The 26,813-nt window shown below is 37.5% G+C and carries 29 protein-coding genes, 1 other RNA gene, 3 pseudogenes and 1 other annotated feature; of the genes and pseudogenes, 4 read left to right on the forward strand and 29 right to left on the reverse strand.

Annotated elements, in window-relative coordinates:
* Nucleotides 1-88: 88 nt before the first annotated feature.
* The 8 genes from dnaX to rplJ form a co-directional block, all read right to left on the reverse strand.
* Nucleotides 89-1,894 carry a DNA polymerase III subunit gamma/tau gene (dnaX, locus tag JCM1039_RS03430; protein ID WP_025014668.1) on the reverse strand — a complete coding sequence of 602 codons (1,806 nt, stop codon included), beginning with the start codon at nt 1,892-1,894 and terminating at the stop codon, nt 89-91.
* A 59-nt stretch (nt 1,895-1,953) separates the two neighbouring features.
* Nucleotides 1,954-2,044, reverse strand: an RNA gene (gene ffs / locus JCM1039_RS11930) — signal recognition particle sRNA small type.
* A gap of 46 nt (nt 2,045-2,090) precedes the next feature.
* Nucleotides 2,091-2,597 (reverse strand): tRNA adenosine(34) deaminase TadA, encoded by a 507-nt coding sequence (gene tadA, locus JCM1039_RS03435; RefSeq protein WP_025014669.1) that lies wholly within the window; start codon nt 2,595-2,597, stop codon nt 2,091-2,093.
* A 98-nt stretch (nt 2,598-2,695) separates the two neighbouring features.
* Entirely contained in the window at nt 2,696-2,878 is a 183-nt protein-coding gene (locus JCM1039_RS03440; protein WP_025014670.1) for a hypothetical protein, read from the reverse strand.
* A 127-nt stretch (nt 2,879-3,005) separates the two neighbouring features.
* Nucleotides 3,006-3,626, reverse strand: coding sequence for a class I SAM-dependent methyltransferase (locus tag JCM1039_RS03445; protein WP_025014671.1), 621 nt, complete (start codon nt 3,624-3,626; stop codon nt 3,006-3,008).
* The gene (locus JCM1039_RS03450) at nt 3,627-4,442 is read right to left on the reverse strand and encodes a potassium channel family protein (RefSeq protein ID WP_025014672.1); all 816 of its coding nucleotides are present in this window, start codon (nt 4,440-4,442) and stop codon (nt 3,627-3,629) included.
* A 74-nt stretch (nt 4,443-4,516) separates the two neighbouring features.
* Nucleotides 4,517-4,879 (reverse strand): 50S ribosomal protein L7/L12, encoded by a 363-nt coding sequence (gene rplL, locus JCM1039_RS03455; RefSeq protein WP_025014673.1) that lies wholly within the window; start codon nt 4,877-4,879, stop codon nt 4,517-4,519.
* A 49-nt stretch (nt 4,880-4,928) separates the two neighbouring features.
* Nucleotides 4,929-5,441: a 50S ribosomal protein L10 gene (rplJ, locus tag JCM1039_RS03460; protein ID WP_025014674.1), complete on the reverse strand. Its 513-nt coding sequence runs from the start codon at nt 5,439-5,441 to the stop codon at nt 4,929-4,931.
* A gap of 44 nt (nt 5,442-5,485) precedes the next feature.
* Nucleotides 5,486-5,607 (reverse strand) — a sequence feature (ribosomal protein L10 leader region).
* Between the two features lie 90 nt (nt 5,608-5,697).
* On the opposite strand from rplJ, the gene JCM1039_RS03465 reads away from it, so the two are divergent.
* The gene (locus JCM1039_RS03465; RefSeq protein WP_025014675.1) at nt 5,698-6,069 is read left to right on the forward strand and encodes a hypothetical protein; all 372 of its coding nucleotides are present in this window, start codon (nt 5,698-5,700) and stop codon (nt 6,067-6,069) included.
* 34 nt (nt 6,070-6,103) lie between these two features.
* On the opposite strand, the pseudogene phoU reads toward JCM1039_RS03465, so the two are convergent.
* From phoU to rpmG, 11 genes and pseudogenes are all read right to left on the reverse strand, one after another.
* Nucleotides 6,104-6,780, reverse strand: a pseudogene (gene phoU / locus JCM1039_RS10565) (phosphate signaling complex protein PhoU).
* Nucleotides 6,781-6,796: 16 nt separating this feature from the next.
* Nucleotides 6,797-7,552, reverse strand: coding sequence for a phosphate ABC transporter ATP-binding protein PstB (pstB, locus tag JCM1039_RS03475; protein ID WP_025014676.1), 756 nt, complete (start codon nt 7,550-7,552; stop codon nt 6,797-6,799).
* Nucleotide 7,553: 1 nt separating this feature from the next.
* Entirely contained in the window at nt 7,554-8,348 is a 795-nt protein-coding gene (gene pstB, locus JCM1039_RS03480; protein WP_025014677.1) for a phosphate ABC transporter ATP-binding protein PstB, read from the reverse strand.
* 9 nt (nt 8,349-8,357) lie between these two features.
* Complete coding sequence (pstA, locus tag JCM1039_RS03485; protein ID WP_007126854.1) at nt 8,358-9,245, reverse strand: phosphate ABC transporter permease PstA; 888 nt, start codon at nt 9,243-9,245, stop codon at nt 8,358-8,360.
* A 1-nt stretch (nt 9,246) separates the two neighbouring features.
* Complete coding sequence (gene pstC, locus JCM1039_RS03490; RefSeq protein WP_025014678.1) at nt 9,247-10,242, reverse strand: phosphate ABC transporter permease subunit PstC; 996 nt, start codon at nt 10,240-10,242, stop codon at nt 9,247-9,249.
* Between the two features lie 3 nt (nt 10,243-10,245).
* Nucleotides 10,246-11,112 carry a phosphate ABC transporter substrate-binding protein gene (locus tag JCM1039_RS03495; protein WP_025014679.1) on the reverse strand — a complete coding sequence of 289 codons (867 nt, stop codon included), beginning with the start codon at nt 11,110-11,112 and terminating at the stop codon, nt 10,246-10,248.
* A gap of 94 nt (nt 11,113-11,206) precedes the next feature.
* A pseudogene (gene rplA / locus JCM1039_RS03500) lies at nt 11,207-11,898 on the reverse strand (50S ribosomal protein L1).
* A gap of 76 nt (nt 11,899-11,974) precedes the next feature.
* Nucleotides 11,975-12,400, reverse strand: coding sequence for a 50S ribosomal protein L11 (gene rplK / locus JCM1039_RS03505; protein ID WP_013437178.1), 426 nt, complete (start codon nt 12,398-12,400; stop codon nt 11,975-11,977).
* Nucleotides 12,401-12,527: 127 nt separating this feature from the next.
* The gene (nusG, locus tag JCM1039_RS03510) at nt 12,528-13,085 is read right to left on the reverse strand and encodes a transcription termination/antitermination protein NusG (RefSeq protein ID WP_025014681.1); all 558 of its coding nucleotides are present in this window, start codon (nt 13,083-13,085) and stop codon (nt 12,528-12,530) included.
* 110 nt (nt 13,086-13,195) lie between these two features.
* Complete coding sequence (secE, locus tag JCM1039_RS03515; RefSeq protein WP_025014682.1) at nt 13,196-13,366, reverse strand: preprotein translocase subunit SecE; 171 nt, start codon at nt 13,364-13,366, stop codon at nt 13,196-13,198.
* An 8-nt stretch (nt 13,367-13,374) separates the two neighbouring features.
* Nucleotides 13,375-13,524, reverse strand: coding sequence for a 50S ribosomal protein L33 (gene rpmG / locus JCM1039_RS11935; RefSeq protein WP_003549092.1), 150 nt, complete (start codon nt 13,522-13,524; stop codon nt 13,375-13,377).
* 187 nt (nt 13,525-13,711) lie between these two features.
* Here rpmG and JCM1039_RS03520 point away from each other — a divergent pair, with 187 nt between their 5' ends.
* Nucleotides 13,712-15,454 carry a 1-deoxy-D-xylulose-5-phosphate synthase gene (locus JCM1039_RS03520; protein ID WP_025014683.1) on the forward strand — a complete coding sequence of 581 codons (1,743 nt, stop codon included), beginning with the start codon at nt 13,712-13,714 and terminating at the stop codon, nt 15,452-15,454.
* A 60-nt stretch (nt 15,455-15,514) separates the two neighbouring features.
* Here the strand turns inward: JCM1039_RS03520 and JCM1039_RS03525 are convergent, their stop codons facing one another.
* The 10 genes and pseudogenes from JCM1039_RS03525 to JCM1039_RS03570 all read right to left on the reverse strand — a co-directional run bounded on the left by JCM1039_RS03525 (nt 15,515) and on the right by JCM1039_RS03570 (nt 24,926).
* On the reverse strand, nt 15,515-16,999 hold the full coding sequence (locus tag JCM1039_RS03525; RefSeq protein WP_025014684.1) for a gluconokinase: 1,485 nt from the start codon (nt 16,997-16,999) through the stop codon (nt 15,515-15,517).
* 1 nt (nt 17,000) lies between these two features.
* Complete coding sequence (locus JCM1039_RS03530; RefSeq protein ID WP_025014685.1) at nt 17,001-17,609, reverse strand: hypothetical protein; 609 nt, start codon at nt 17,607-17,609, stop codon at nt 17,001-17,003.
* A 141-nt stretch (nt 17,610-17,750) separates the two neighbouring features.
* Nucleotides 17,751-17,969, reverse strand: coding sequence for a P8 family protein (locus JCM1039_RS03535; RefSeq protein ID WP_007126845.1), 219 nt, complete (start codon nt 17,967-17,969; stop codon nt 17,751-17,753).
* Between the two features lie 63 nt (nt 17,970-18,032).
* Nucleotides 18,033-18,578 carry a sigma-70 RNA polymerase sigma factor region 4 domain-containing protein gene (locus tag JCM1039_RS03540; protein ID WP_025014686.1) on the reverse strand — a complete coding sequence of 182 codons (546 nt, stop codon included), beginning with the start codon at nt 18,576-18,578 and terminating at the stop codon, nt 18,033-18,035.
* Between the two features lie 141 nt (nt 18,579-18,719).
* Entirely contained in the window at nt 18,720-19,472 is a 753-nt protein-coding gene (rlmB, locus tag JCM1039_RS03545) for a 23S rRNA (guanosine(2251)-2'-O)-methyltransferase RlmB (protein ID WP_025014687.1), read from the reverse strand.
* A complete protein-coding gene (locus JCM1039_RS03550; RefSeq protein ID WP_025014688.1) occupies nt 19,459-19,902 on the reverse strand; it encodes a Mini-ribonuclease 3 in 444 nt (147 codons plus the stop codon). The genes rlmB and JCM1039_RS03550 overlap by 14 nt, the downstream gene beginning before the upstream one ends.
* On the reverse strand, nt 19,895-21,319 hold the full coding sequence (cysS, locus tag JCM1039_RS03555; protein WP_420804975.1) for a cysteine--tRNA ligase: 1,425 nt from the start codon (nt 21,317-21,319) through the stop codon (nt 19,895-19,897). The genes JCM1039_RS03550 and cysS overlap by 8 nt, the downstream gene beginning before the upstream one ends.
* A gap of 106 nt (nt 21,320-21,425) precedes the next feature.
* A pseudogene (gene gltX, locus JCM1039_RS10570) lies at nt 21,426-22,922 on the reverse strand (glutamate--tRNA ligase).
* A 76-nt stretch (nt 22,923-22,998) separates the two neighbouring features.
* Nucleotides 22,999-24,375, reverse strand: coding sequence for a DNA repair protein RadA (radA, locus tag JCM1039_RS03565; protein WP_025014690.1), 1,377 nt, complete (start codon nt 24,373-24,375; stop codon nt 22,999-23,001).
* On the reverse strand, nt 24,375-24,926 hold the full coding sequence (locus tag JCM1039_RS03570; RefSeq protein WP_025014691.1) for a dCTP deaminase/dUTPase family protein: 552 nt from the start codon (nt 24,924-24,926) through the stop codon (nt 24,375-24,377). Before JCM1039_RS03570 ends, radA begins: the two co-directional genes overlap by 1 nt.
* A 132-nt stretch (nt 24,927-25,058) precedes the next feature.
* On the opposite strand from JCM1039_RS03570, the gene JCM1039_RS03575 reads away from it, so the two are divergent.
* Together JCM1039_RS03575 and pepC are read left to right on the forward strand one after the other, a co-directional pair.
* The gene (locus JCM1039_RS03575) at nt 25,059-25,355 is read left to right on the forward strand and encodes a GNAT family N-acetyltransferase (RefSeq protein WP_025014692.1); all 297 of its coding nucleotides are present in this window, start codon (nt 25,059-25,061) and stop codon (nt 25,353-25,355) included.
* Nucleotides 25,356-25,417: 62 nt separating this feature from the next.
* Complete coding sequence (gene pepC, locus JCM1039_RS03580) at nt 25,418-26,767, forward strand: aminopeptidase C (RefSeq protein ID WP_025014693.1); 1,350 nt, start codon at nt 25,418-25,420, stop codon at nt 26,765-26,767.
* Nucleotides 26,768-26,813: the final 46 nt, after the last annotated feature.

Genomic DNA, 26,813 nt, shown 5'->3' on the forward strand with positions numbered 1-26,813 from the left:
TATGTTTAACTTTCTAATGAATATTATGGCAAATATTTCTATAATATTCTACAAATTTCCATATTTTTGTTAACAGTTAATCAGCTCCTTAATCTTTGATTGTTACTGCATCCCCAAATAAATCCTTAGCTTTATTAATTACTTCAGTATCTTCTTTGGAGTCTGCTTCTTCCTTATCTTCAATTTGCTGCTTTTTCTTAGCTAGCAATTCTGCCTTATGGCTTTCAACGAATTCTTTTCTTACTGCTAACCAATCACTATCTGGAACTAAAACGATGCCATAATAATGTTTAGCAAACTTTTCGATATAACTCGTCAATTTCTCCAGCAAATCACTATCTGAGCTGGCATTTTCAAACCATAAAGTGTACTTACATTTCATGACTACTTGATCCGGGCTAGCTGCCACTGGTTCAAGGACATCAAGCAATGCTCTTTCAGAAACTGCCAAGACAGATTGCAAATCAGGCCACACATTTTTGATGGTATTTAAGTCATCTCTAGTGGCGTTTTCAAGAACATGATAAACCTGTTTGCGATTTTCTGCTGTAGTTTTTTTGATATTTTTGACTGGCTTTTTCTTAACAGGCTCAGCTGGTTTAGCCTTTGCCTTAGGCACTGATTTTGGAATTGCCGTGTCCAATTGGAAAACCTGATCTTTTGCAAAAGAAGGTCTCTTGGAAAGCTGCTGAACTTTTTGCGTTAATTCAACAACTTGATTCTTCAATGCAGCAAGCTCAGCAGATAAATCTGTACTGCCTTGTTGTTGTGCTGGCGCAGGAGCGGCATTTGCTACAGGTGCAGACGCTACTTGTTTTTGCTCGCTGCTAGTGGCTTCTACCAAAAATACTTCCAACGGGATTTGTTGCTGGTTAGTATAGCGCAAATCGTTCAATGCCTTATTAGCTAAAGTAATCAAGCGATAATACGTTGAAGTAGGCACATCTTTTATTTTAGCGATAAAGTCTTCCGATAAAAACATATTTTTATCGTCGTCACCTGTTTTAATGATCATCAAGCTCTTAGTCGCCATATCGACCAATTCGTCCAAGATGTTCTTGGAACTTGCACCTTTATCTAATTCTTCTTGAGCAAGTTTTAATGCAGCAGGTGCATCTTTACTTAATAATTTAAGCAAGATTTGTTCAACATTCTTGCGATCGGCAAAACCAGTAATTTGCAAAGCATCTTCGTAATTGACGCTTTCCTTTTCATAGCTAAGTAGTTGGTCTAGAATACTGAGCGCATCACGCATCCCACCATCGGCTACCTGCGCAATGACCGCAATCGCCTTATCTTCGTATTTAATGTGTTCTTGATCGAGAATATACTTCATTCTCTTTTCAAGATCAGCTTTGGAAATTCGTTTAAAATTGTAGCGCTGCGTTCTAGAAATGATCGTAGCTGGTACTTTCTGCAATTCTGTCGTTGCTAAAATGAAAACGACATGCTCTGGCGGCTCTTCTAGCGTCTTAAGCAATGCGTTAAAAGCACCCATTGAAAGCATATGAACTTCGTCAATAATGTAAACTTTGTATTTACCTTCTGTTGGAGCGTACTTTACTTTATCGCGAATTTCACGGATTTCATCAACACCGTTGTTGGAAGCCGCATCGATTTCCATGATGTCAGGCATTGACCCTTGATCCGCCGCGACACAATTGGCACATTTATTGCATGGCTCGCCATCTTGAAGATTAGTACAGTTTAATGCTTTCGCAAATATCTTGGCACAAGAAGTTTTACCCGTACCACGAGGTCCTGCAAACAAAAATGCATGGGAAACTTTGCCTCGGATAATCGCATTTTTTAGCGTATCGGTAATCGCTTCTTGACCAATCACACTATCAAAAGTCCGTGGCCGCCATTTTCGATATAGTGCTTGATAAGCCATAAATTCTCTTCCCTAGTAAAAAAACTCCTAACTCTAAAAGAGCTAAGAGCTTTGTTAATTTCTAATAAAAGGGCACATGCCTGAACAACCTTAGTGCTGCTACCTTCCGGTCCTGACACGCTTCAGAGGCCAAACATTGCCCATACAGTATGATAACGTATTTTAAACTTTTTTTCTAGTTTATTGCTTCAAAAAATTAATTGTTTTCTTCCTTTTGAGCCCGTTTTGCTTCTTTTTGTTTTTGACGAATTGCTCTAAAAAAATCTTTTAACATTTGAGCACATTGATCACGATAAAGACCGCGGATTGCATGAGGATGATGATTGAATTTCTCCACAGTAAATAAATCCACAACTGATCCACAGGCACCGGCTTTAGGATCAAGCGCACCAAAATAAACATCTTTAATGCGTGAATTAATAATCGCACCAGCACACATCGGACATGGTTCCAAAGTTACAAATAAACTGCAGTCAATCAATCTCCACATGCCTAAATTTTTACATGCCTCTTTTATAGCAATCATTTCCGCATGTTGCGTAGCATCCTCATCTAATTCTCGTCGATTATAGCCGGTACCAATTACTTTACCATCGGGATCAACTACTACTGCCCCGATAGGAACTTCTCCTTGCTTCTCAGCTTCTTTTGCCTTAGCTATGGCTAATTGTATGTATTTTTGTTTATCATCGCTAGAAAGCATTATTTTCACTCACATTCAATTTAAGTTCTTTCTTTATTATTCTACCAAAAAAGGACTAGCCATTTTGACTAGTCCTTTAATCTTTTAGTGAATACTTTTTATAAAGTACCAATGGTGCGATTTCTAAAGTTGTGGTAGAAGAAGATACCTGACAAAATAAGGTACAGTGCAGTGATGCTTGCTGGGCCAGCAGTTTCATTATCGCCTGAGATCCAACCAAGCATAAATACGCCAACAACAACAATTAAAATAGCAATGATATATTTCCAAGCTTTTTTCATGATAATTAACCTCTTCACATAATCTCTATCTTTATACCTTTATTATAAAGAGGTAATTTACCTAAAGAAAGCATTTTTATAAACTCTAATGTTGATCTAATAAGGCTTTTACGCAATTCTTATTTATTTAATTCTTAGTAGATTTTAAAATATAATAGCCTTTATCTCTTGTTAAAATTTCACAATTTCCATAAGTAGCGGTCATATTCTTACGCGCACTAGGCTCGCCCTGCTTCTTTTGAATTACTACTAGGAGCACGCCGCCACTCACTAAATGCTCATTTGCACCCATTAAAATTTCATTTACCACTTTTTTACCGGCTCTAATAGGCGGATTTGTTAATATTAAGCCAAACTTTTTATCATTATCAACTTGTGCATAACAATCAGAAGTATAGATATCCACATTTGAAATATGATTGTTTTGGGCATTTTGTCTAGCTAAATTAAGCCCACGTTCATTAACGTCAACCATATCAACTGTTTGATCGGGCCAAAACTTGGCGGCAAACAAGCCAATAGGACCATAGCCAGTACCTACGTCTAGAATTCCATCTTTAGGAAAAACTACATCCTTCATGGTCTTAATTAAAACGCCACTACCGTAATCAATTCTCATTTTAGAAAAAACGCCGGCATCAGTCGTAAACTTCAAATCAATATCATCCACATGATAATCCACAACATGCTCATCATGTTTAGCCGTAGGATCTGCCGCAAAGTACATTTGATTTTTCTCTTCGCTCATCTAATTATCCTTTCTTTTTCCAAACCAATCTTTGATCTTGCTTAGTTCGCTCGAATTTTGTTCCGCCTTCAGTTTTTCAATTTCAGCCTGCATCTTTTTATTTTGATCCGTTAAAGCTTCATTTTGCTTTTCAATATTATCATGCGTTTCATGAGTATGTGCACCATTTGTTCTCCGCATTAAATATGACGTAATAGACGACGTCAGCATGCCGACAATGCCGATGCCTAAAAGCATGGTTATCAGCGTGACGAACTTTCCTACAATGCTATGAGGCGGAATTGTTTTACCAAAAATTGCATCATACCCGACTGTTGAAGCAGTTGAAATCACCCACCAGAAGGCTGTATCAAGTGTCACATGTTCCGCAATCGCAAAAGCTTCAGCACCAACTAAAATAAATGTAATGGTAAAGAAAATGACGTAGAGCAAACCATTAGTATGAAAAATTTGCCGCAATTTTCCCATTAAGCCGGCCAGTCGAATTAAACGCAGCAATTTTAGATCTGCAACTAACCCAGACAAGTTAAATACATTCAGACAAACAAAAAAGAGTCCCATTGGAATGATACTTAACAAATCATAAATGTGCGTTTTAAAAAAAACTTTTTTATCTGTAGCCTGTTTTAAACGAGAAAAATAATCAATTGCAAAATAAACTACGATTCCCGCGTTTACCCAAAACCACTTGCTTGTTGGCTGATCAATACTAATTACTGCCGCAAAATCTAGAAGAATCAAAAAGATTGAAATAACTGATAAAATCGCCATTGTCCATTGATATGGCGTTAATTTTCTTGTTATATCTTTCATCATGAAATAAATTATACAAAAAAATAAGCTCCTCGCACATAGCGAAGAGCTTATTCTTAATTGCCCTAAGGCATTAATTATTTAAGGGTTACAGTTGCGCCAACGCCTTCAAGTTGTTCCTTGATCTTGTTTGCGTCGTCTTCTGAAGCGCCTTCCTTAACGATAACTGGAGCACCGTCAACCAACTTCTTAGCATCAAGTAAGCCCTTGCCAGTGATGTCACGGATTTCCTTGATAACCTTAACCTTTTCTTGACCTGCGTCAGTCAATTCAACGTCGAATTCTGACTTAGCAGCAGCAGCGTCACCAGCACCTGCAGCAGCAACTGGAGCAGCAGCAGTAACGTCAAATTCATCTTCAATAGCCTTTACAAGGTCGTTCAATTCAAGGATAGTAGCACCCTTCAATTCTTCAATAATCTTATCAGTATCTAAAGCCATTTAAGTATCCTCCGAAAAATTAGAATTTAGATATTAAATATAGTCAATATTATTCAGCTGATTCTTCATCCTTAGATTCAGCAACAGCCTTAACAGCATAAGCGAAGTCGCGAACTGGAGCTTGCAATACAGAAACAAGCATTGAAAGCAAACCTTCGCGGCCAGGGATAGCAGCAAGTTCCTTGATTTCTTCTTTAGAAGTCAACTTACCTTCAAGCATACCACCCTTGATTTCGATAACGTCGAAATCATCTTCGTACTTAGAAACGATTCTAGCTGGTTCAGTAACATCGTCAGCATTATCAGTGTAGATAACAGCAGTAGGACCAACGAAAGTATCGTCAAGGCCTTCAATACCAGCCTTAGCAGCAGCACGTCTCAAGTAAGTGTTCTTGATAACCTTCATCTTAACGTCGTTATCACGAAGTTCCTTACGCATGTTAGTAACTTCTTCAACAGTTAAACCAAGGTAGTTGATTACTAAGATAGCCTTAGCAGCCTTAAGTTCTTCAGCAAATGCATCAACGAGCTTTTCCTTTTCAGCAATAGCAGCTTTACTCAATTAATTTCACCTCCATGATCGGCATTGATAAATTCTATAAGGCCTTCTTAAAGCAAAAACTCCATGCCGAAAGACATGGAGCATAAAAATCTTCATTATCTTCTGGCCTCGGCGGGATTTTGAGGCGTCATGCCACCCGAGTCTTAGGTAGAATTTACAGTTACTTAGTATAGCAGGCAAATCAAGATATAGCAAGGATAAATTTACAAATTGTGGAATAATCTGTAAGATAGTACAAAAAAGATTGGAGAGAATTATGACAGATCAAGAACGAAAAGAACGTATTCTAACCAAATTACGCAACATTGTCTTCCTACTACTTGGGATTACCGTCATTTTCATTAGCATTGCAAGTATTGTTTCCAATACCGCTTTTGGCAATATTGTTTCAAATGCCCTTTGGATTGTTTTAGCCCTAATTTTAATAGTTCAAGCCTTCATAAGTATTTATCAGAGCTTTGAGCCATTAAATTCTAAAGCAAAAGTTTTCTTACTCACTGATTGGGCCACTATTCTACTTGGTATTTTACTAGGTAATTGTGCTTATTTATTGAAAAACAATCTCTGGTTAATTATCGGTATTGCAATTTTCATTGCCGGCTGCATCCCTATCAAGGACAAAAAATAAAAGCTTCGCCGTTTTGCGAAGCTTTTATTCTATCTTAAAGAGTTTGATTCTCTGTTGCATTTGTTAATTCTTCAAGCTCTCCAGTAGTTTTATAAACAACCCACATGGCAAGATTTACAATATGGTCACCAATTCTTTCAAGTAAACGAATAACCATAAAATAACTTGATGAAGCTGCGGCTTTGGATGGATCGTCCTCAATTCCGTCAACAATTAACTTTCTTGCGCGTACATAATCATGGTCAATAATACCATCACGACCGGCTACTTCTTTAGCCATTTTTTCGTCATCTTGTACATAAGCCGTCAAAATTTGAATAAGCATGTGACGAACATTGTGAGTCATATTTGAAATGATCTCTTCAACTTCAGGAATTCTTGGATTACCCTTTACACGAATTGTTTCAAGAGCAATACTCATGCATTTTCACCGATTCTTTCCAAATCAGTTGTCGCCTTCAAAATACTAATAACAACTCTAAAGTCAGTAGCCACTGGTTGTTGTAAGGCCATTAATTTTAAGGCCTTTTTTTGAATATCAATCGATTCAGTAGGAATCTTTTCTTCATTATCAACCATAGATTGGGCTGTCTTCTTGTCATGATCAACAAATGCGCGTGTTGCTTGATCAATTTGATCATTTACGAAAACACCCATTTCCATAAATTGCGTGTTTAATTTCTTTAATTCATCTAAAAATATTTCGTGCATCTTTATACCTCAAAATTTAACCAAAACGACCGTTAAGGTAATCACTTGTAATTTGCTTTTTAGGTGCAATAAACATTTCTTCAGTCTTGCCAGCTTCGATTAAGTCACCATTCATCAAAAAGGCGGTTTGATCAGAAATTCGACCAGCTTGCTGCAGGTTGTGAGTAACCATAATAAAAGTATACTGGTGCTTCAAGTCCATCAATGTTTCTTCGATTTCACTACTTGAAATTGGATCTAGAGCACTAGTAGGTTCATCAAGCAGAACCACTTTAGGTCTAATAGCCAAAGCACGAGCAATACAAATTCTCTGCTGCTGACCACCTGAAAAGGCTTGTGCATTACGATTTAAGTTATCCTTGGTTTCTTTCCAAATTGCAGCTTGCTTTAAACTTTCTTCAACGCGTTGATCAATCAATTCTTTATCTTTTACGCCGGCAATTTTTAAACCATAGGCCACATTGTCATAAACTGAGAATGGAAATGGCGTTGGTTGTTGGAATACCATACCCACGTTTTTACGCAGTTCTACTAAGTCCATTTTGGAACTATAAATATCTTGGCCCTCAAACATAATCTCGCCTGTAATATTAATATTTTCAATATCATCGTTCATGCGATTAAGGCAGCGCAAGAAAGTCGATTTACCACATCCTGATGGACCAATTAAAGCAGTTAATTCTTTTTCATTAAAGTTAAGATTGATGCCATGAAGTGCTTCATAGTCACCGTATTTTAAATGTACATCTTTTGCTGTAATAATTGCTGTCATTTTAACCAAAACTTCCCTGAATATAATCTTCAGTAATCTTTCCTTTAGGATTAGTAAAGATGTCTGCAGTCGTATTATATTCAATCACATGACCTAAATGGAAAAACGCTGTATAATCACTAATTCTTGAAGCTTGTTGCATATTGTGCGTAACCATAATCATAGTATATTTGCTTCTAAGCTGTTTTAATGTGTCTTCTAGCTTAGAAGTAGATACTGGATCAAGCGCACTGGCTGGTTCATCCAAAAGTAGAATTTCAGGCTTAACAGCTAATGCGCGAGCAATACACAAACGCTGCTGCTGACCACCTGAGACTGCCAAAGCACTTTTATCAAGCTTATCTTTTACTTCGTCCCATAAAGCAGCCGCACGCAAACTTTCTTCAACTATTTTATCTAATTCTTCTTTGTCGTTTTGTCCATCGGCCTTTAAAGCATAGACAATATTTTCTCTAATTGACTTAGGAAAAGGATTTGGACGCTGGAACACCATACCAATATTTTTTCTTAATTCATAAACATTGATATTTGGCTTATTTACATCCAGGCCATGAAACCAAATCTCTCCTTTTACTGTTGCTACTCGGTCGTTCATACGATTGAGCGAACGTAAAAAGGTAGATTTACCTGAACCTGAAGCACCAATTAAAGCTGTGATTGTATTTTTCTTAAATTGTAAACTGGCATCAAATAATTTTTGAACTTTTCCCCCATATAGAACACTTAAATTTTTGGTGGATAATTCCAAATCATCCTTAGCAAAAGTTTTTACATAGCTTTGTTCTAAATCTTGCATTACATCACCTTATTTAGCTGCGGTTAACTTACGGTACAATTTATTACCCAGGTAACGCGCACCTAAATTAAATACAATTACTACAATAACTAGCAATGCTGATGTAGCAGCTGAAACGATCGTGGCATCCGGAATAATACCTTCTGTATTCACCTTCCAAATGTGCACAGCAAGAGTTTCAGCTGGACGCATTACGTTTAATGGACTAGTTGGACTGAATGGATTCCAATCCGCATAATTTACGGTAGAACCACTCTGACCGGCAGTATAAATCAGGGCAGCTGCTTCACCAAAGATTCTACCTGCACTCAAAATAATACCGGTTAAAATACCCGGTAAAGCTGCTGGTAAAACAATACCACGGATTGTCTTCCAATTAGATAAACCTAAAGCAAGTCCTGCTTCACGTTGATCTTGTGGCACACCTTTAATTGCTTCTTCAATGTTACTGGTCAAAATAGGCAAATTGAAGAAAGTTAACGCAAGCGCACCAGAAATAATTGAGAAGCCAAAGCCAAATTGAACTACGAAGAGTAAGTAACCAAACAAACCAACAACGATTGATGGCAATGAACTCAAAATTTGAATAGTAGTTCTAATCAAATTAGTTATCCAATTATCCTTGGCATATTCAGCTAGATAAATAGCTGCGCCTAACGCGATTGGCAATGAGATAATCGTGGTCAGGATTAATAAATACAATGAATTGAATAATTGATCTCTAACCCCACCACCAGCTTGATAAGATGAAGCCTCAGAGGTTAAAAAGTGCCATGACAAATGAGGAATACCAGTAATCAGGATATTACCCAAAATGCCCGCCAAGATCAAAACGACGATGCCAACTAAAATATAGATAATAACTGTTGCTAATTTATCTCTCTTTTTTGCATCCATTCTACTTTTGACCTCTCTTTCCTACTAATTTAACTAAGAAGTTAAAGACTAAAGACATGATCAAAAGAAGCAATGCCAATGACCATAATGCGTTGTTAGGCAATGTGCCCATAACTGTATTACCCATTTGACTTGTTAATTGACTCGTTAATGTTGCAGATGGACTGACCAAATTGTATGGCATCAAAACTGCGTTACCGATTACCATTTGTACGGCTAAGGCTTCACCAAAGGCACGGGCCATACCGAAAATAACAGCAGTTAAAATTCTAGGAGTAGCTACTCGCAAAACAACATGATAAATAGTTTGCCAGTGAGTTGCACCAAGTGCCATTGAAGCTTTTCTAAAATGACTTGGTACTGCCTTTAAACTATCTACTGTTAATGAAGTAATCGTTGGCAAAACCATAACAAATAAGACTAAAGTAGCGGCTAAAATACCGAACCCTGTTCCACCAAATAACTTTCTAATTACAGGAACGATAATTGTTAATCCTAAGAAACCATAAACAACAGAAGGAATACCTACAAGCAATTCAGTAACTGATTGTAAGAAGTTGGCACCTTTTTTAGAAGAATATTCTGTCATAAAAAGGGCAATGGCGATAGCAAATGGCGTAGCGATTAAAGCAGCAAAAAGTGTTACTGCAAATGAAGTAACAATCATTACTGCAGCACCAACATGGTTTTTACCTTCACCTGGATCCCAATCCGTTGAGGTCAGGAAATGAAACACATTAACATGATCGCTCACAAAAGTGGCTAAACCGTGGTAACCTACGAAACCAATAATGGAAACCACTAAAACAATGATCAAGCCGATAGCAAAGTAAGTTAAGCCCTTACCCCAATATTCTTGGTGTGTCTCTTTAGAAGGCTTGGTTAACTTATCAACGTCAACACTACTCGGTCCCATTTTATTTAATTTAACGTGAGGAACCTGTTGTTCAGCAATCGCCTGATCAACAACCTTTTTTAAATCTTCTTTGTTCTCCATAAACTATTTTCCTATTTGCGTAACTTGATTTTTACTATTACGAGTAACTTTCATATCATTAATACTCAAATAACCGATCTTAGGCACAAGATCTTTTTGTACCTTTTTACCGAGCATATACTTAATAAAGGCTTTAGTTTGCTTATTAGGTTCGCCTTTAGTATACATATGCTCATATGACCAAAGTTTCCATTTATTAGTAGTAATATTTTTGTTTGTTGGTTTAACATTATCAATACTCAATTTTTGAATATGAGTGTCGTGAGCATATGGGAATGACAAGTAACTGATGGCTCCCGGAGTACTATTGACAATTTTCTTTACTGTCCCGTTTGAGTCTTGTTCTTGAGACTTAATTGGTTTTTGACCTCGCAAAATTATATCTTCAAAAGTACCTCTAGTACCACTACCCTTTGAACGGTTGATTACAGTAATTGCTTCGTTTTTGCCACCAAGTTGTTTCCAATTGGTAACTTTTCCTGTAAAGATCTTGGTTAGTTCATTGGTAGTAATATTTTTTATACCAACATCTTTATTAACAATAGGTACAATTCCAACTACGGCTACTCTATAGTCTTTTAGCTTATTTGCTTGAATTCCTTTTTGAGTTTCCGCAAACACATCAGAAGTCCCAATTTGCACTGCGCCAGCTTGAACTTGGCTAAGTCCGGTACCGGAACCACCACCTTGAACAACAATGTTGCTATTAGAATGGCTTAAGCGATAATCATTGCCCGCTTGTTCGGCTAAAAGTTGCATGGCACTTGAACCAACAATCGTAATTTTTGAACCATTATTGGCGCAAGCGGTTGTAGCAACCAATGTCAACAACAAAAGTATGATTAATTTTCCTATCGAATGCCTTTTCATTGCCTCTCCTCGTATTTTTGCAAAGCTAAGTTAATAATACCATACAAAAAAGCGCCCCGCTATAACACGGAGCGCTTATTAAAATATATTTAAATTAGTCCAAGTTTAATGGATCAAGCTTGATACCAGGACCAAAAGTTGCTGAAACTGCAACACTCTTAATGTATTGACCCTTAGCTGAAGCAGGACGTGCACGTAAAATTACATCACGTAAAGCGTCAAAGTTTTCAACTAATTGATCTTCAGTAAATGATACCTTACCAATAGGAGTGTGGATAGCTGCTTGACGGTCAACACGGTATTCTACTTGACCAGCCTTAACATTCTTAACAGCCTTTTCAATGTCCATAGTTACAGTACCAGTCTTAGGGTTTGGCATTAAGCCTTAGGTCCAAGAACACGACCTAAACGACCTACCTTAGCCATCATCATTGGAGTTGCAACTACAACGTCGAAGTCTAACCAACCGTCTTGAATCTTTTGTACTAAGTCGTCTGAACCAACAAAGTCAGCACCTGCAGCCTTAGCTTGATCAGCTTGTGGGCCTTCAGCAAATACTACAACGGTTTGGGTCTTACCAGTACCATTTGGTAAAACAATTGAACCACGAATTTGTTGATCTGCTTGCTTAGGATCAACGCTTAAGTTGTAAGCTACATCAACTGTAGCGTCAAAGTTAGCGTATGAAGTTTCCTTAACAAGTTTCATAGCTTCTGCTACTGAGTATAATTTATTTGAGTCTACCTTCTTGGCAGCATCTAAATATTTCTTGCCATGCTTTGGCATGTGAATTCCTCCTTGTATATGTGGTCAAACGAGCTTCTCTAACTCTCCCACCTAATGTGTTACCTAAATAACAGGATTAGTCTTCGACTTCGATACCCATACTTCTAGCGGTACCTTCAACCATGCGCATAGCAGCTTCGATGTCAGCAGCGTTAAGGTCTTTCATCTTAGTCTCGGCAATTTCCTTGACTTGGTCCTTGGTTACCTTACCAACTTTCTTGGTGTTAGGTTCGCCAGAAGCCTTCTTGATCTTAGCAGCTTGCTTCAAAAGTACTGGTGCTGGTGGAGTCTTAGTTACGAATTCGAATGAACGGTCTTCGTAAACAGTAATAACTACAGGGATAATCATGCCCTTTTGGTCAGCAGTTCTAGCATTGAAGTCCTTAGTAAAACCAACAATGTTAATACCAGCTTGACCCAAAGCAGGACCAACTGGAGGTGCAGGGGTTGCAGCGCCAGCTGGAATTTGCAACTTAACTACGTTAATAACTTTCTTTGCCACGGTCAAAACCTCCTTGATTCCGTGATGCGGTTAAAATGGAGAATTTTCCTTTTTTCTCCTCCCACAATAATAAACGTACCGTATTAGAATAACATCGTTTCAGTACAATTACAACAATAATTTAAAATTATTCGTTTTCGTCCAACTTTTTAACTTGGTCATAATCAAGTTCAGCAGTAGTTGCACGACCAAACATATCAACTGAAACGTATAACTTGTACTTATCTGGTTGAATGTCAGTAATCTTACCAACCATACCATTGAAGGCACCTTCGGTAATAGTTACTGATTCACCAATTTCAAAGTTAGTAGTAGGTTCTTTTGCAGGTTGACCTTGGTTCTTAAGTAAACGTTCAACTTCTTCTGGAAGAAGTGGTGAAGGCTTAGAACCACCACCGTGTGAACCAACAAATCCAGTTACGTTTGGTGTGTTTCTTACGATAAACCAACTTTCGTCAGTCATAACCATTTCTACTAAAACGTAACCTGGGAAGATCTTTTCTTCAACTTCTTGTTTCTTACCGCGAACAGTTTCCACTTTTTCTTCTTCTGGAACCATTACACGGAAGATGTAGTCTTGCATCCCCATACTTTGTGCACGTGAAAGCAAGTCTGACTTAACTTTGTCTTCATAACCAGAATAAGTATGCAATACATACCATTTCTTTTGTGCTGTTTCGACCATTTTGACTTCTCCTTAAATTTTAGGTAAACAAAAAAACCTCCACTCAGAGGTTTCTCTTCTTCGCTTTTATTATTATAGCATGAATTACTGGTAAATTCTATTACCTGTAATTACATAATTCTTTGAGTTAACCAACTGAAGAGCCAGTCAAGAGCACCTAAATATGCTGCAAATAAAATTGAACTAGTGATAACAATTGCAGTATCGTGTCTGTTTTGCTTAGCTGTTGGCCAAGTAACTTCTTTCATTTCTTGAGCTACGCTCTTAAAAAACTTAATCATTAACTTCTTTACCTCGTTTCTTTGTGCAAAGTCATCTTACCGCAATGCTTGCAGAACTTTTTCAGTTCAAGTCGCTGAGTGCGATTTTTACTTGCGGTGATTGAGTAGTTGCGTGACCCGCATACGCTGCAGGCTAAGGCTGCTTTTTTCACTGCCATAATCTCACTTCCAAACTTTAATAAAACACATACTTAAGGAGTATTGTATACTGATCTGCCCTCTTGCGTCAATAAGTTAACTATTCGATAAACAAAACTAATCGTAATCTATTCTATCTTTATATTTCAAATATCTATTTCACTTATCTATAATAAGTATGAGTATTTTGTAGAAAGGAAAACTATCATGAATAAACATCCAGAATATTTATTAAACAAAATTTCTGGTCCTAAAGACTTAAAGAAATTATCTATTTCTGAAATGGAAGAATTAGCCAAAGAAATTAGAACCCTAATCCTCGAAAAAGATGCAGCTGAAGGTGGCCACCTTGGTCCAGATTTAGGTATTGTAGAAGCAACCATTGCTTACCACTACGTCTTTGATGCTCCAAAAGACAAAATTGTTTGGGACGTTTCTCACCAAACTTACCCACACAAGATGTTAACCGGACGTGCTTTAGCTTGGCTTGATCCTGATCACTACGAAGACGTAACCCCATATTCAAACCCAGATGAAAGTCCATACGACTACTATGCTGTAGGTCACACCTCTACTTCAATTGCTTTAGCAACTGGTATGGCTAGAGCCAGAGACTTAATGGGTGGTCATGAAAACATCATGGCTTTAATCGGCGACGGCTCAATGACCGGTGGTTTAGCATACGAAGGTTTAAACAACGCTGCTATTGAAAAGCATAATATTGTTGTCGTAGTAAACGATAACCAAATGTCTATCGATGAAAACGTTGGTGGTTTAGTTACTGCATTAAAGAAATTACGTGATTCAAACGGTGAAACCAAAGAAAACCCATTTACCGCTATGGGCTTTGACTACCGCTACGTTGCTGATGGTAACGACGTTAAATCAATGATCGATGCATTTAAGGCAGTTAAAGATGTGGATCACCCAATTTTACTTCACATTAATACCTTGAAGGGTAAAGGCTACCAACCAGCTATTGACAATGAAGAATCTCACCACTGGGTAATGCCATTTGATTTAAAGACTGACAAGTCAACTGTTTCAGCTCCAGAAGATCCAAGCGCAAGCTCTGTAGCCATGGATGTAATGAAGGAACACATTGAAAATGGCGAAAAGATTATGGCTATTAATGCCGCAATCCCCGGTGTATTTGGTCTTGATGAAATTAAAAACAAATATCCTGAAAACTACCACGATGTAGGTATCGCTGAACAAGAATCTGTTGCTTTTGCTGCAGGTATGGCCAAAGAAGGTGCAGTTCCAGTCTTATTTGAAAACTCTACTTTCTTACAACGTGCTTTTGACCAATTATCACACGATGTTGCTGCTAACGCCTTACCAGTTGTTATGATGGTTGCTGGCGGTGGTATTTCAGGTACAAGTAAGACCCACCTTGGTGTGTTTGATCAAGTAATGATTTCTAACTTGCCAAACTGGATCTATCTTGCCCCTACTACTTTAGCTGAAGAAAAAGACATGATAGAATGGGCCATCAAGCAAAGAAAGCATCCTGTAGCAATTAAGATGCCAACCAAGCCAGTTCCTGCAGGCGAAGATGTTAAACGCGATTACTCAGAAATCAAATATGATATCAAGCCTGGTAAAGACGTTGCAATTTTAGCTTTAGGTGACATGTACGACATGCTTGGCAAAGAAGTAGCTGAAAAACTCGGCGCAAGTTTGGTTAACCCAATTTCAGCTAACATCTTAGATAAAGATGCATTAGACACATTAGCTGATGAAAACAAAGTTATCGTAACCCTTGAAGACAACATCTTGGACGGTGGCTTGGGCGAAAAGATTGCTTCATACCTTGGCGACAAAGATGTCAAAGTTTTGAACTACGGTCAAAAGCGTGTCTACACTGACCAAGTTCCACTAGACGAGATTTTGAAAGACAATCGTATGACTGTCGATCAAATTGTTGAATACGTTAAGAACGCCTAAAAAATAAATATTTAAAAACAAACTAAAAATCTCTTCGGTTAATCCTGAAGAGATTTTTTATTAATCTTTATTCAAGAATTTACTATAAGAAGCGGCTAAAGCATTTTTGATTTCACAATAAAGTGGAAACATATTTTGATAAATGACTGCTTCTTTTGGATTAGGAAAATATACTTTATCTTCTTGAGCAAATTGCTTAATCTCACTTAAATCTTGATTGATTCCTAATGCCTGTCTTGCTAAAAACATGGCAGCAAGTGTCCCACTTTGTTGTTCTTTCATAGTAACAATTGGCACGTTAAAAATGTCAGCACAAAGCTGTCTTACAAAATCACTCTTTAAAAAGCCACCAGTTGCATTAATTGCGACTGGTTTTTTCGTATTCTTAATTAGGCTAAAAGCTGCATCATAAAGATTGAAGATAATTCCTTCAATTACTGCTCGTGCCATCTCAGGTTTTTGATGCATGCGCGTTAGCCCCACAAATGAACCACGTGCATTGGCATCCCAAATTGGCGCACGTTCTCCACCCAAATATGGTAAGAAGATCAAATTACGACTTCCTGCTGGAGCAGATTGAGCCACGTCCAAATAATCTTGTGGCGTTTCGCCAGCATCAAATAAAGTTTGCCGTGCCCAATTAAATACGATCCCGCCGTTATTTACTGGTCCACCCAATAGATAATGTTTTTTATCAACTGGATAACAGAAATAACTAGCATTTTGATCGATCTTAGGCTGATCAACAATGGTTCTAACTGCACCAGAAGTACCAACATTTAAGGCAAAATGATCGCTATCAATGGCATTAACTCCAATCGTAGATAAGTACCCATCGCTAGCTCCTAAAACAATTTTTGTGTCCGAATCTATCCCTAATTTTTGTACATATTCTTCCTTAATGGGAGCAACAATTTCCGTCGGTTGTGCTATTTCAGGCAGTTGTTCTTGCTTTACATTTAAAGTATCTAGTAATTCTTGATCCCAGGTTAGTGTTTTAAGATTAATCATCCCTGTCCCAGCCGCCATAGTAGTATCAATGATTAATTTACCCGTTAAACGAAAGATCAGGTATTCCTTAATTCCAATCCATTTTTTAACTTGGTTAAATAATTCTGGCTCATTATCTTTTAGCCAAAGCATCTTATAAATTGGTGCCATTGGGTGCATAGGCATCCCTGTTTTTTGATAAATCTTCCGAGCTAAGCCACTCTTCTTAGCATCCTGAACAACATTTTTAGCGCAATTATCTGCCCATGTAATGCTATTAGTTAATAAATTGTTGTCTTTATCTAGTCCAATCAAACTATGCATTTGACTAGACCAAGATATCGCCGCAATTTCTCCATCTGCTTTTTGGGTTAAAGCAAAAATAACTTCTTGAACCGCATCAAAAATCACCTTTGGATCTTCTTCAGCTTGCCCTATTTTAGTTTGAATTAATGGGTATCCTTTACTAGCCGAAAAAACCGCCTTGACGTTTTCGTCATAAAGTACGCCCTTAGTTGCCGTTGTACCGACATCCATGCCAATAATATATTTCATTTTATTCTTGATAAAACTTCTTCCATTTCTTATAAGACTTGTCTTGCCAGGATTTTGGCAGATCTTCCCAATCCCAGTAGCGGTCTTTCATTTTTTGTAAAAATAAGCCTTCGCTTCGAGCTAATTCTTTTACCAATTTAAGGTTCTTACCTTTCAAATTGAAGAAAGTAGTCTCCCACTCATCTTTGATTTGAATAAAGAATTCGCGGTGCTTTTTATCAACTAACCTAATAATTAAACTACCCTGCCACTTTAAAACGATATGCTTAATAATTTTTTCTAACTTATCAAAACCAATATCACGAATATTTTTACCTACATACTTACTATACTTTTTTGGACAAAATTCCGGTTCCAAATATACTTCTGCATAATTATATTCCATCATTGCAAAAACTATTCTAGTAATACTCTCAGCAAAAGCAGGTAAATAAGATTTATCACACCAATCTTGATAGCCATCGTAGTAAGAATCTTCACGAACAATAGTTTCTGGTACCGTATCTAAATAATAGTAAGGTGTATTCTCAACCAGAAATTCAATGATCTTCTCCATTTCCTTGATTTCTTTTAATACTTTCTTTCTCTTCTTTTTCTTACTTTTGCTCATAGCTTTTCCTTTTCAATAATTTTTGAAAATTATAGCAAAAGATTATTTGAAGCACAAAAAAGACAGCTACCGGAGAGTAGCTGTCTTTGGTAGTCAAACATGCGTGACCACGGTGCGTAGAACATTGTTTTTTAGTCGGATTTACTTCTTAAGATTTTCGTTAACGAAGGCTTCGATTTTATCGTCTGAGTCTTTCAAAAATGGAAGCATATCTTCTTCCGTCTTCATGGTATCTCTACCATTCTTTTCCATAAAGTAGTCCCAAAGGGCATCTCTAACTGGCATGTTTGAATCACTCCAGTCAAATACTTCCTTCATGTGACGGTCTAACAATGCAGTCTTAATAATTTCGTCTGCCATCTTAAATTACCTCCTAAAATATTCTACGTTTATTATTATAACGCACTTTCTTTTTATATCATACTAAAAAAGTACTTTGCGCATTTTTTGTAACGTTCTCGACCTAGCTCTAATTAGCTGTATTGCCTCGATTTTCATATGATTAATTACATACTCTGTACTCATTTCACCGATAATCGTCATTAATGCTATCAATTCTAAACGAGACAAACTTTTAACAAACTCATTGTAAGTATCATTAATTGGGATAGCTAGTTCACTGCGCCTTGGCTCCTGAATTCCTTGAATCTTCACATTCTCCCAAGATATAGATTGGTCATAAACCTGCCTTTTAAATGCATTATTATATCTAATTAACGTTCGTGCATGGTTAGACAATTTAGTCTTGTATAAACTACTAAAATTGCCCTTTTCACTTGAATAAACCAATGCTGCCTCATAACACACAATCATGGCTTCTTGTTCCCAGTCATTCCTATCATAATGTCCTAGATAATATTTTTTCACCACTGAATTTACTAGCGGTTTATATAATACAAATAATTTTTCTAGTGCCTCATCATCTCCGGCCTTAACTTTTTTAATTAGTGTCTTCTCTTTTACCTTCATCTTAATATCCTCACTCAAATTGTCACTTTGAGGATACAAGTTAAGCTCTGAGTATGATAAGGAAACAAGTGTTTATGTCATACACTTTTGTGTTTTTGTACGAAAAAAGCAGACAAAAATCAACTTTTGTCCGCTTTTCTATTAATTTAATGGATGTCTGCTATTAAATGATTGGTAAAGTAAAACACCAGTTGCAACACTAGCATTTAATGATTGTACGTGACCAATCATTGGTAAAGTAATTGTTTGGTCCATTTGTTTCTTAAGTAATGGTGCAATACCTTTACCTTCATTCCCAATAACCAAAACGTTTTTACCCTTGGCATTCCATTCACGATAATCTACGCCGGCCATATCTGTACCAAAGATCCAGTAGCCCCGCTTCTTTAATTCCTTAGTTGTCTGAACCAAATTATTTACACGGGCAACAGGAACATAATCGATCGCACCAGTTGAAGTTTTAGCCACAACTGAAGTCAAACCGGTGGCATGACGCTTGGGAATAATAATTCCATCAACGCCAGTCGCATCTGCAGAACGCAAGATAGAACCCAAATTATGTGGGTCTTCAATCGAATCAAGCATAAGCAAGAATGGTTCTTTTCCTTCTTGGTCAAACTTATCAAGAAGTTGATCCAAATCCGCATATTCAAAACTAGAAATTGCCAAAACAAGGCCTTGGTGGTTGCCGCCTTCAACTAAGCGGTCCAATTTATTCTTAGGAACGGTTTGAACTACCAGTCTCTTTTTCTTAGTTATCGCATATACTTGATTGGCAAAATCTTCTTGCACACCATGTTGTAAAAAGACCTTATTAATTTGATCAGAGTTATGCGTCTTCAAATAATCGAGTCCGGCATGGCGACCAAAAACAAAATCTTTATTCGAAGTCATAATCTTTTAGTCCATCCTTTTCTACTGTATCAATGCACCATTCACTTAATTCTTGTACACGGTCATTTTTATTTAATAAATTCAAGTAACCAATCATTGCTTCAAAACCAGTTGACAATTGGTAAGTCTTAAGACTCGTGTGCTTAGCCTTAGTGTGACTCTTGGCATTGCGACCACGACGAAACGCAGTTAATTCATCATCTGTAAGCATTTCTTCATCTTGCATCTTTGTTACTAATGCGGCTTGTGCCTTAGCAGAAACATAATGAGTTGCCTCACGTTGTAAAACTTGTGGTTTAACTATTCCGCCTCTAACTAAGTGGTGACGAATAATTACTTCATATACTGCATCCCCTAAATAAGCCAAAGTTTGACCATTTAAGGTATCTGGATTTACATCTTCTTCAGTCAATTGTTTAATTTTAGTCACGAGTCCACCTTGTCCCTTGTGGGGTATCTTGAATCGTAATGCCCATTTCCTTTAATTGATCACGCAATTTATCACTAGTTGCCCAATCTTTATTGGCACGAGCTTCATCACGTTGTTTTACCAATTCTTCAATTTCATCATCATTTGAACCAGCACTTTGAGCGCATAATTTTTCTGTATCAACACCAAAGACCAATAACCAAGCTGCTAATTTCTTTTCAAAAAGTTCCAAAGTCTTCTTATCAGCTTTTTCACTATTAGCATTGGCATTTACTACTGGAAGCAAATCATAAATAGCTGTTAATGCATTTTGCACATTAAAGTCATCATCCATTGCGGTCACAAATTTTTGCTCAGTTTCTTCAATAGCCTTAGCTAAATTAGGATCATTTTCACTAACTGTATCATCATCAAGACGGTAATTAATATTAGTCAAAGTATTCTTGAAACGATCCAAAATAGTAGCTGCTTGCTTCAAGTTTTCTTCAGAATAGTTAATTTGACGGCGATATTGCACGCTAGCCATAAAGAAACGCAATACTTGTGGATCAACTTCTTTTAAGATATCGTGCACAGTAACAAAGTTGTGCAATGACTTAGACATCTTTTCTTGATCCTTGCCTACAGTTACAAAGCCGTTATGAAGCCAGTAATTAACGAACTTCTTGCCAGTCTTTGCCTCACTTTGAGCAATTTCATTTTCATGGTGTGGAAATTCAAGGTCTTGACCACCACCGTGAATATCAATCGTGTCGCCTAAATACTTGGTGCTCATTACTGAACATTCAATGTGCCAGCCTGGACGGCCCTTGCCCCAAGGTGAATCCCAAGCAATTTCATCAGGCTCTTTTTGAGCTTTCCAAAGAGCAAAATCAATTGAATCTTCTTTACGATTTTGTTCTTCATCGTTGATATGCTCAGAAGCACCTTCTTCAAGTTGCTCAATATTTTGATCACTTAATTCGCCGTAATGCTTGAATTTACGTGCACGGTAGTAAACGTCGCCATCTACTTCATAAGCATAGCCTTTATCAATTAAAGCTTTGACAAAATTAATAATATCCTTAATTTCATGAGTTGCACGAGGATGCAGTGTAGCTGGTTCAATATTTAAGGCAGTTGTGTCTTCTAAAAACGCATTGATAAACTTCTCTGCAAGTTTAGGAACAGTTGTACCTTCAGCGCGAGCTTCATTGATCATCTTATCATCAACATCAGTAAAATTAGAAACGTATTTTACTTTATAGCCTTTATATTCAAAGTATCGTCTAATTGTGTCAAAGGCGATTGAACTACGAGCATTGCCGATGTGAATATAGTTATACACGGTTGGTCCACAGACATACATACTGATTTGTCCCGGAACCAGTGGTTTAAATTCTTCTTTTTTGCGCGTCAGTGTATTATAGACTTTCAATGCTAACACTCATCCCTTCTGTGAAAATAGCTAGTTTTTATTTTAGCAGAAACAAAAAGAAGTTGCAGTCATCTGCAGCTTCTTCTTTGCTTTATTATCTTTTTAATTAAAGATTGTTAGCACTCATTTGCTTCAAGGTTAAGTCGATGTGCTCTACGACACGTTCCTTACCTAAAAGTTCCATGGCTTCACCGATACCAGGGCCGACCATTGAACGAGTAGTAGCAATTCTGATTGGCATAAAGAGCTTTCTACCCTTAACGCCAGTTGCCTTACGAGTAGCTTGAATTGCGTTCATGATTTGAACTGAAGTAAATCTTGGAATGAGGTCTAATTGCTTCTTGAATTCTTCAATTACTGCGCGACCATCATCTTTCTTGATTTCTTCAATTTCTTCATCTGAAAGATCCTTAGCATCTTCAAAGAAGATCTTAGCCATGTCAACAATTTGCTTAGTGTATGACATTTGTACTGAGTAAATGTTAACTAATTGACGTACCCATTCCATCTTTTCTGGGGTTGGGTGTTCATCAACTAAGCCTGCTTCTTGCAAGTTGTTCAAAGCAAGGTCAAGTAAGGTATCACGGTCAGCCTTCTTGATGTATTGGTTGTTGATCCATTCAAGCTTCTTTTGGTCAAATGCAGCAGGTGATTTAGACAAACGAGCTGGATCAAATTGCTTGATGAATTCACGCTTAGTGAAGATTTCGTTTTCACCCTTTGGTGACCAACCAAGAAGTGTAATGAAGTTAAACATAGCTTCTGGTAAGTAACCAAGGTCACGATATTGTTCAATAAATTGAAGAACTGATTCATCACGCTTAGAAAGCTTCTTACCAGTTTCTGAGTTAATGATTAAAGTCATGTGACCAAACTTAGGTGGCTTCCAACCAAGTGCTTCATAAACTACTAATTGCTTAGGAGTGTTTGAAACGTGGTCATCACCACGAAGTACGTGGGTAATCTTCATCAAGTGGTCGTCAATTACAACGGCAAAGTTGTAAGTTGGCATACCGTCACGCTTTTGAATAACGAAGTCGCCACCAATAGTGTCTGATTCGAATTCAAGATGACCCTTAACGATATCATCCCATGAATAAGTTCCATTTCTGGGATGTGAATACGTACAACTGGCTTAAGACCCTTTGCCTTAGCTTCGTCTTGAGCTTGCTTAATTTCGTCAGCAGTCATGCCTTCGTATTCGTAAGTGTAGTGTGGAGCAACACCCATAGCACGTTGTTCTTCACGTTGAGCTTCAAGTTCTTCTTCAGTCTTGTATGAGTAGTATGCCTTACCTTCATCGATCAATTGATCAATGTACTTTTGGTAAATATCTTTTCTTTCTGATTGGCGGTATGGACCGTAGTCTCCACCCTTGTCAGGACCTTCATCCCAGTCAATACCTAACCAGTGAAGGTTTTCCATTTGAGACTTAGAACCGCCCTTAACGTTACGTTTTTGGTCGGTATCTTCAATTCTCAATACCATAGTACTTGTTGTGACGGGCGAATAAATAGTTAAAAAGTGCAGTACGTGCGTTACCAATGTGCAAGTGACCAGTTGGACTTGGTGCATATCTTACACGGATTTTTTCTTTAGCCAAAATTCATGCCTCTTTCAAAAATAGTAAATTCAAACAATCTTAGTTTACTCGTTATATAGGAAGAATTCAATTAGTGCTAATTAAAAACTAATTTTAATGCTTGTGGAATACTGGAAACTGGAATTACTTCGATTCCATAATCCTTAAGACCAGCATACATGTTGTGCCGCGGTACAAAGATTCGTTTAAAGCCAACTTTAGCGGCTTCTTTTACCCTAGCATCGATCTTGTCTACGCGGCGAACTTCACCGGTTAAACCAACTTCACCTACAAAGCAGTCCGTTGGTGAAATTTCTTTATCTGTGTAACTAGATGCCACAGCCATAACAATAGCTAAATCAATTGCCGGTTCATTCAGTTTAATCCCGCCAGTTGCAGTTAAATAAACATCTTGATTTTGCAGCATTAAATTGCCACGCTTTTCAAGAACGGCAAGTAAAAGAGATGCTCGATTGTAGTCAAGGCCTGAAGTTGTTCGCTTCGCATAGCCAAATGCCGTTGGGGTTACCAAAGCTTGGATTTCAGCTAAAAGTGGACGGGTTCCTTCAAGCGAAACAACGACAGCTGAACCAGTCGAGTTAGGCAATCTTTGATCAAGAAAAATAGATGATGGATTAGTAACTTCTTTTAGCCCTTCATTGACCATCTCAAACATGCCAATTTCGTTAGCAGCACCAAAACGGTTTTTAACAGAGTGCAGAATACGGTAAGAGTGGTGTTCATCCCCCTCAAAATAAAGTACCGTATCCACCATGTGTTCCATAATCTTAGGACCAGCAATGGCCCCTTCTTTAGTCACGTGACCGATAACAAAAATCGTGATCGCATCCATTTTAGCGATCTTCATGAGCTCACTGGTTACTTCCCTAACCTGTGAAGCTGAACCGGTCATCGAGTCCAAACTAGGTTCATTCATCGTTTGAATGGAATCGATCACCACAAAATCAGGTTTAACATCATTAATCTGTTCACGAATATCATGCATGTCAGTTTCGGGATATAACAGCATGTTGCTTTGCCCTACGCCAAGTCGATCGGCTCTTAACTTGATCTGATTAGCTGATTCTTCCCCTGAAACATATAGTACTTTATATTTTTCAGATAAATCGCTCATGATCTGCAGCATCAATGTAGATTTACCAATTCCGGGATCCCCGCCAATTAAGACAAGCGATCCTGGCACGATACCGCCACCTAAAACACGATTTAATTCTTCAGATTTGGTAGGAATTCTTTCTTCTTTTTCTGCCTTAATTTCGTCTAACTTAACCGGTTCATTGACGCCGGTCTTTTGAATTAAACGACTAGCTGTAGCCTTAGTAGAACGCTTTTGTACTTCTTCAGTCTCTTTTTCAAATTGGTTCCAAGCACCACAGTTAGGACATCTACCCAAGTAACTCGCAGAAATATAGCCACAGGAGCGACATTTATATTGTGTTTTTACTCTTGCCATTAATCATCCTTCTTTTCATTAGTAGAACCAAAACCACTAATTCTTTGTCTACTGATTGGATCATCGTCGTCAGTTTTAAGATATTTAATAAAAATTCCTTGTGCAATGCGATCACCCTTATGAATGTGTAAAGGACGCACGCCGTAATTAAGCATTTGCACAAAAATTTCGCCTTCATTATTTGGATTGTTGTAATAATCTGAATCGATTACTCCTATGCCATTAGGCAATGCAAGATTACGTTTAAAAGTGTTAGATGAACGGTTGGCTAAAATTAATACTTCATCTTCAGGCATATAAGCTTTCAAACCTGTAGGAACCAAAAATGGTTTTAATATTTGATCCGCCATTTCGTAGTCACGTTCATAAAGTTGGTGACCATTTCTGATTAATCTAAAAATTCTGACAAAGTTAAGACGCCAAATACTAGGAATGGTAATATCTTCAGCTGCCTCAAGATCATAGCCAGCACTTGCCAAGGTTTGTCTTCTAGGCAAGTTAATCCCTTTATCTTGATATTTTTTAACTACTTCAAATCCACGTGTCTTCATTAGTTAACTCCATTTACTTCTTTTATTTTGCTAGTTATCTATTTTACAATGTTTTAGGTAAACACAAAATAATTAACTTCCCATTATTTATTACGCAAAAAAAGCGTGATTTTTTCTTAGAAAAGGTAAAAAATGTCTGAAACTAAAAAATATTTTACGCTATCTAACAGTAATGACGACCAAATCACATCACGAACTGATTTAGATTTAATTGAACGTAAGGATGCTACCGTCTGGATGATGAACCATATTTTTATTAATCCTGATAAACATGACCCACATGAAATCAGTTTGCTAATGAAGCAAGTGATCTCTTATGTTCAAGAATCTGGTAAAAAGGTGTGGCCGCTTGATCCGATCGCCATTAAGTACTTTGAAAAGCATCCCGAATTAAACGATATTTGGTATCATCGTCCATTTACAAAATAGACGTTTCTCCCTTTATAGGCTAAAATGGAGTTAGATTTCCATTAAAAAGGGAGGAAAAATTAATGGCAAAAGAAATTTCTAATGATACAATCGAAAAATTCAAGAACGATTTAACCAATCATCCTGCATATAAAGTAGCTAGCCGTGCTGCTCAAGAAAACGGTATTTTCAAGGCAAGCCAAGACTTACAAACTAAGATTGATCTTGATCCAACCTTCTCAATTGAAATCGACACTGGTAAGTCAGCTGACCAAAAGCAATCAGGTCGTTGCTGGATGTTCTCAGCTTTGAACACCATGCGTCACCCACTTCAAAAGAAGTTCAAGTTAAAGGACTTCGAATTATCTCAAAACTACACTAACTTCTGGGACAAATTCGAAAAGTCAAACTGGTTCTTCGAAAATGTTATCGCAACTGCAGACAAGTCACTTGGTGATCGTAAGGTTTCATTCTTGTTTGCTACTCCACAACAAGATGGTGGTCAATGGGACATGCTTTGCGGCATCATTGAAAAGTACGGTATCGTACCAAAGAGCGTTTACCCAGAAACTGCTAACTCAAACAATTCTAGTGCATTAAACGACACTTTAAACACTTTACTTCGTAAAGATGGTCTTGAATTGCGTAAGTTAGTTAACGATGGCAAGTCAGAAGACGAAGTTCAAGCTCGCAAGGAAGAAATGTTAAACGACGTCTTCCGTGTACTTTCAATTTCACTTGGTGTTCCTCCAACAAAGTTCAGCTTTGAATACAGAGACGACGACAAGAACTACCACATTGATAAGGACATCACTCCTAAGGAATTCTTCGACAAATATGTTGGTATGGACCTTGAAAACCACATTTCAACTATCAATGCTCCAACTAGCGACAAGCCTTTCCACAAGGTATTCTCAGTTGAATACTTAGGTAACGTTGAAGGCGGTCGTCAAGTTCGTCACTTGAACCTTAAAGTTGATGAAATGAAGGACTTAATCATCAAGCAATTAAAGAGCGGTGAAGTTGTTTGGTTCGGTTCAAACGTTGTTAAGGATTCAGAAAGAAGAGCTGGTCTCCTTGATACTAATCTTTACCGTCGTGACGAATTGTTCGACACTGACTTCTCAATGACTAAAGCTGAAAAGCTTGATTCTGGCGAAAGCATGATGGACCACGCTATGGTTATCACCGGTGTTGACATTGTTGACGGCAAGCCAACTAAATGGAAGATTGAAAACTCATGGGGTGAAAAGCCAGGCTTTAAGGGTTACTTCGTCATGAGCGACAAGTGGTTCGATTCATTCGTTTACCAAGCTGTTATTAACAAGAAGTTCTTGCCAGATGACCTCAAGAAGGCATATGACGAAGGCAAGAAGAACCCTATTCAATTGTTGCCATGGGACCCAATGGGTGCTTTAGCATTTGAATATTAATTCAATAATTTTATAAAAGAAAAGAGCTACGTTTTTAAAACGTAAC

Source organism: Lactobacillus kitasatonis DSM 16761 = JCM 1039, from assembly GCF_000615285.1.
Classification (GTDB): domain Bacteria; phylum Bacillota; class Bacilli; order Lactobacillales; family Lactobacillaceae; genus Lactobacillus; species Lactobacillus kitasatonis.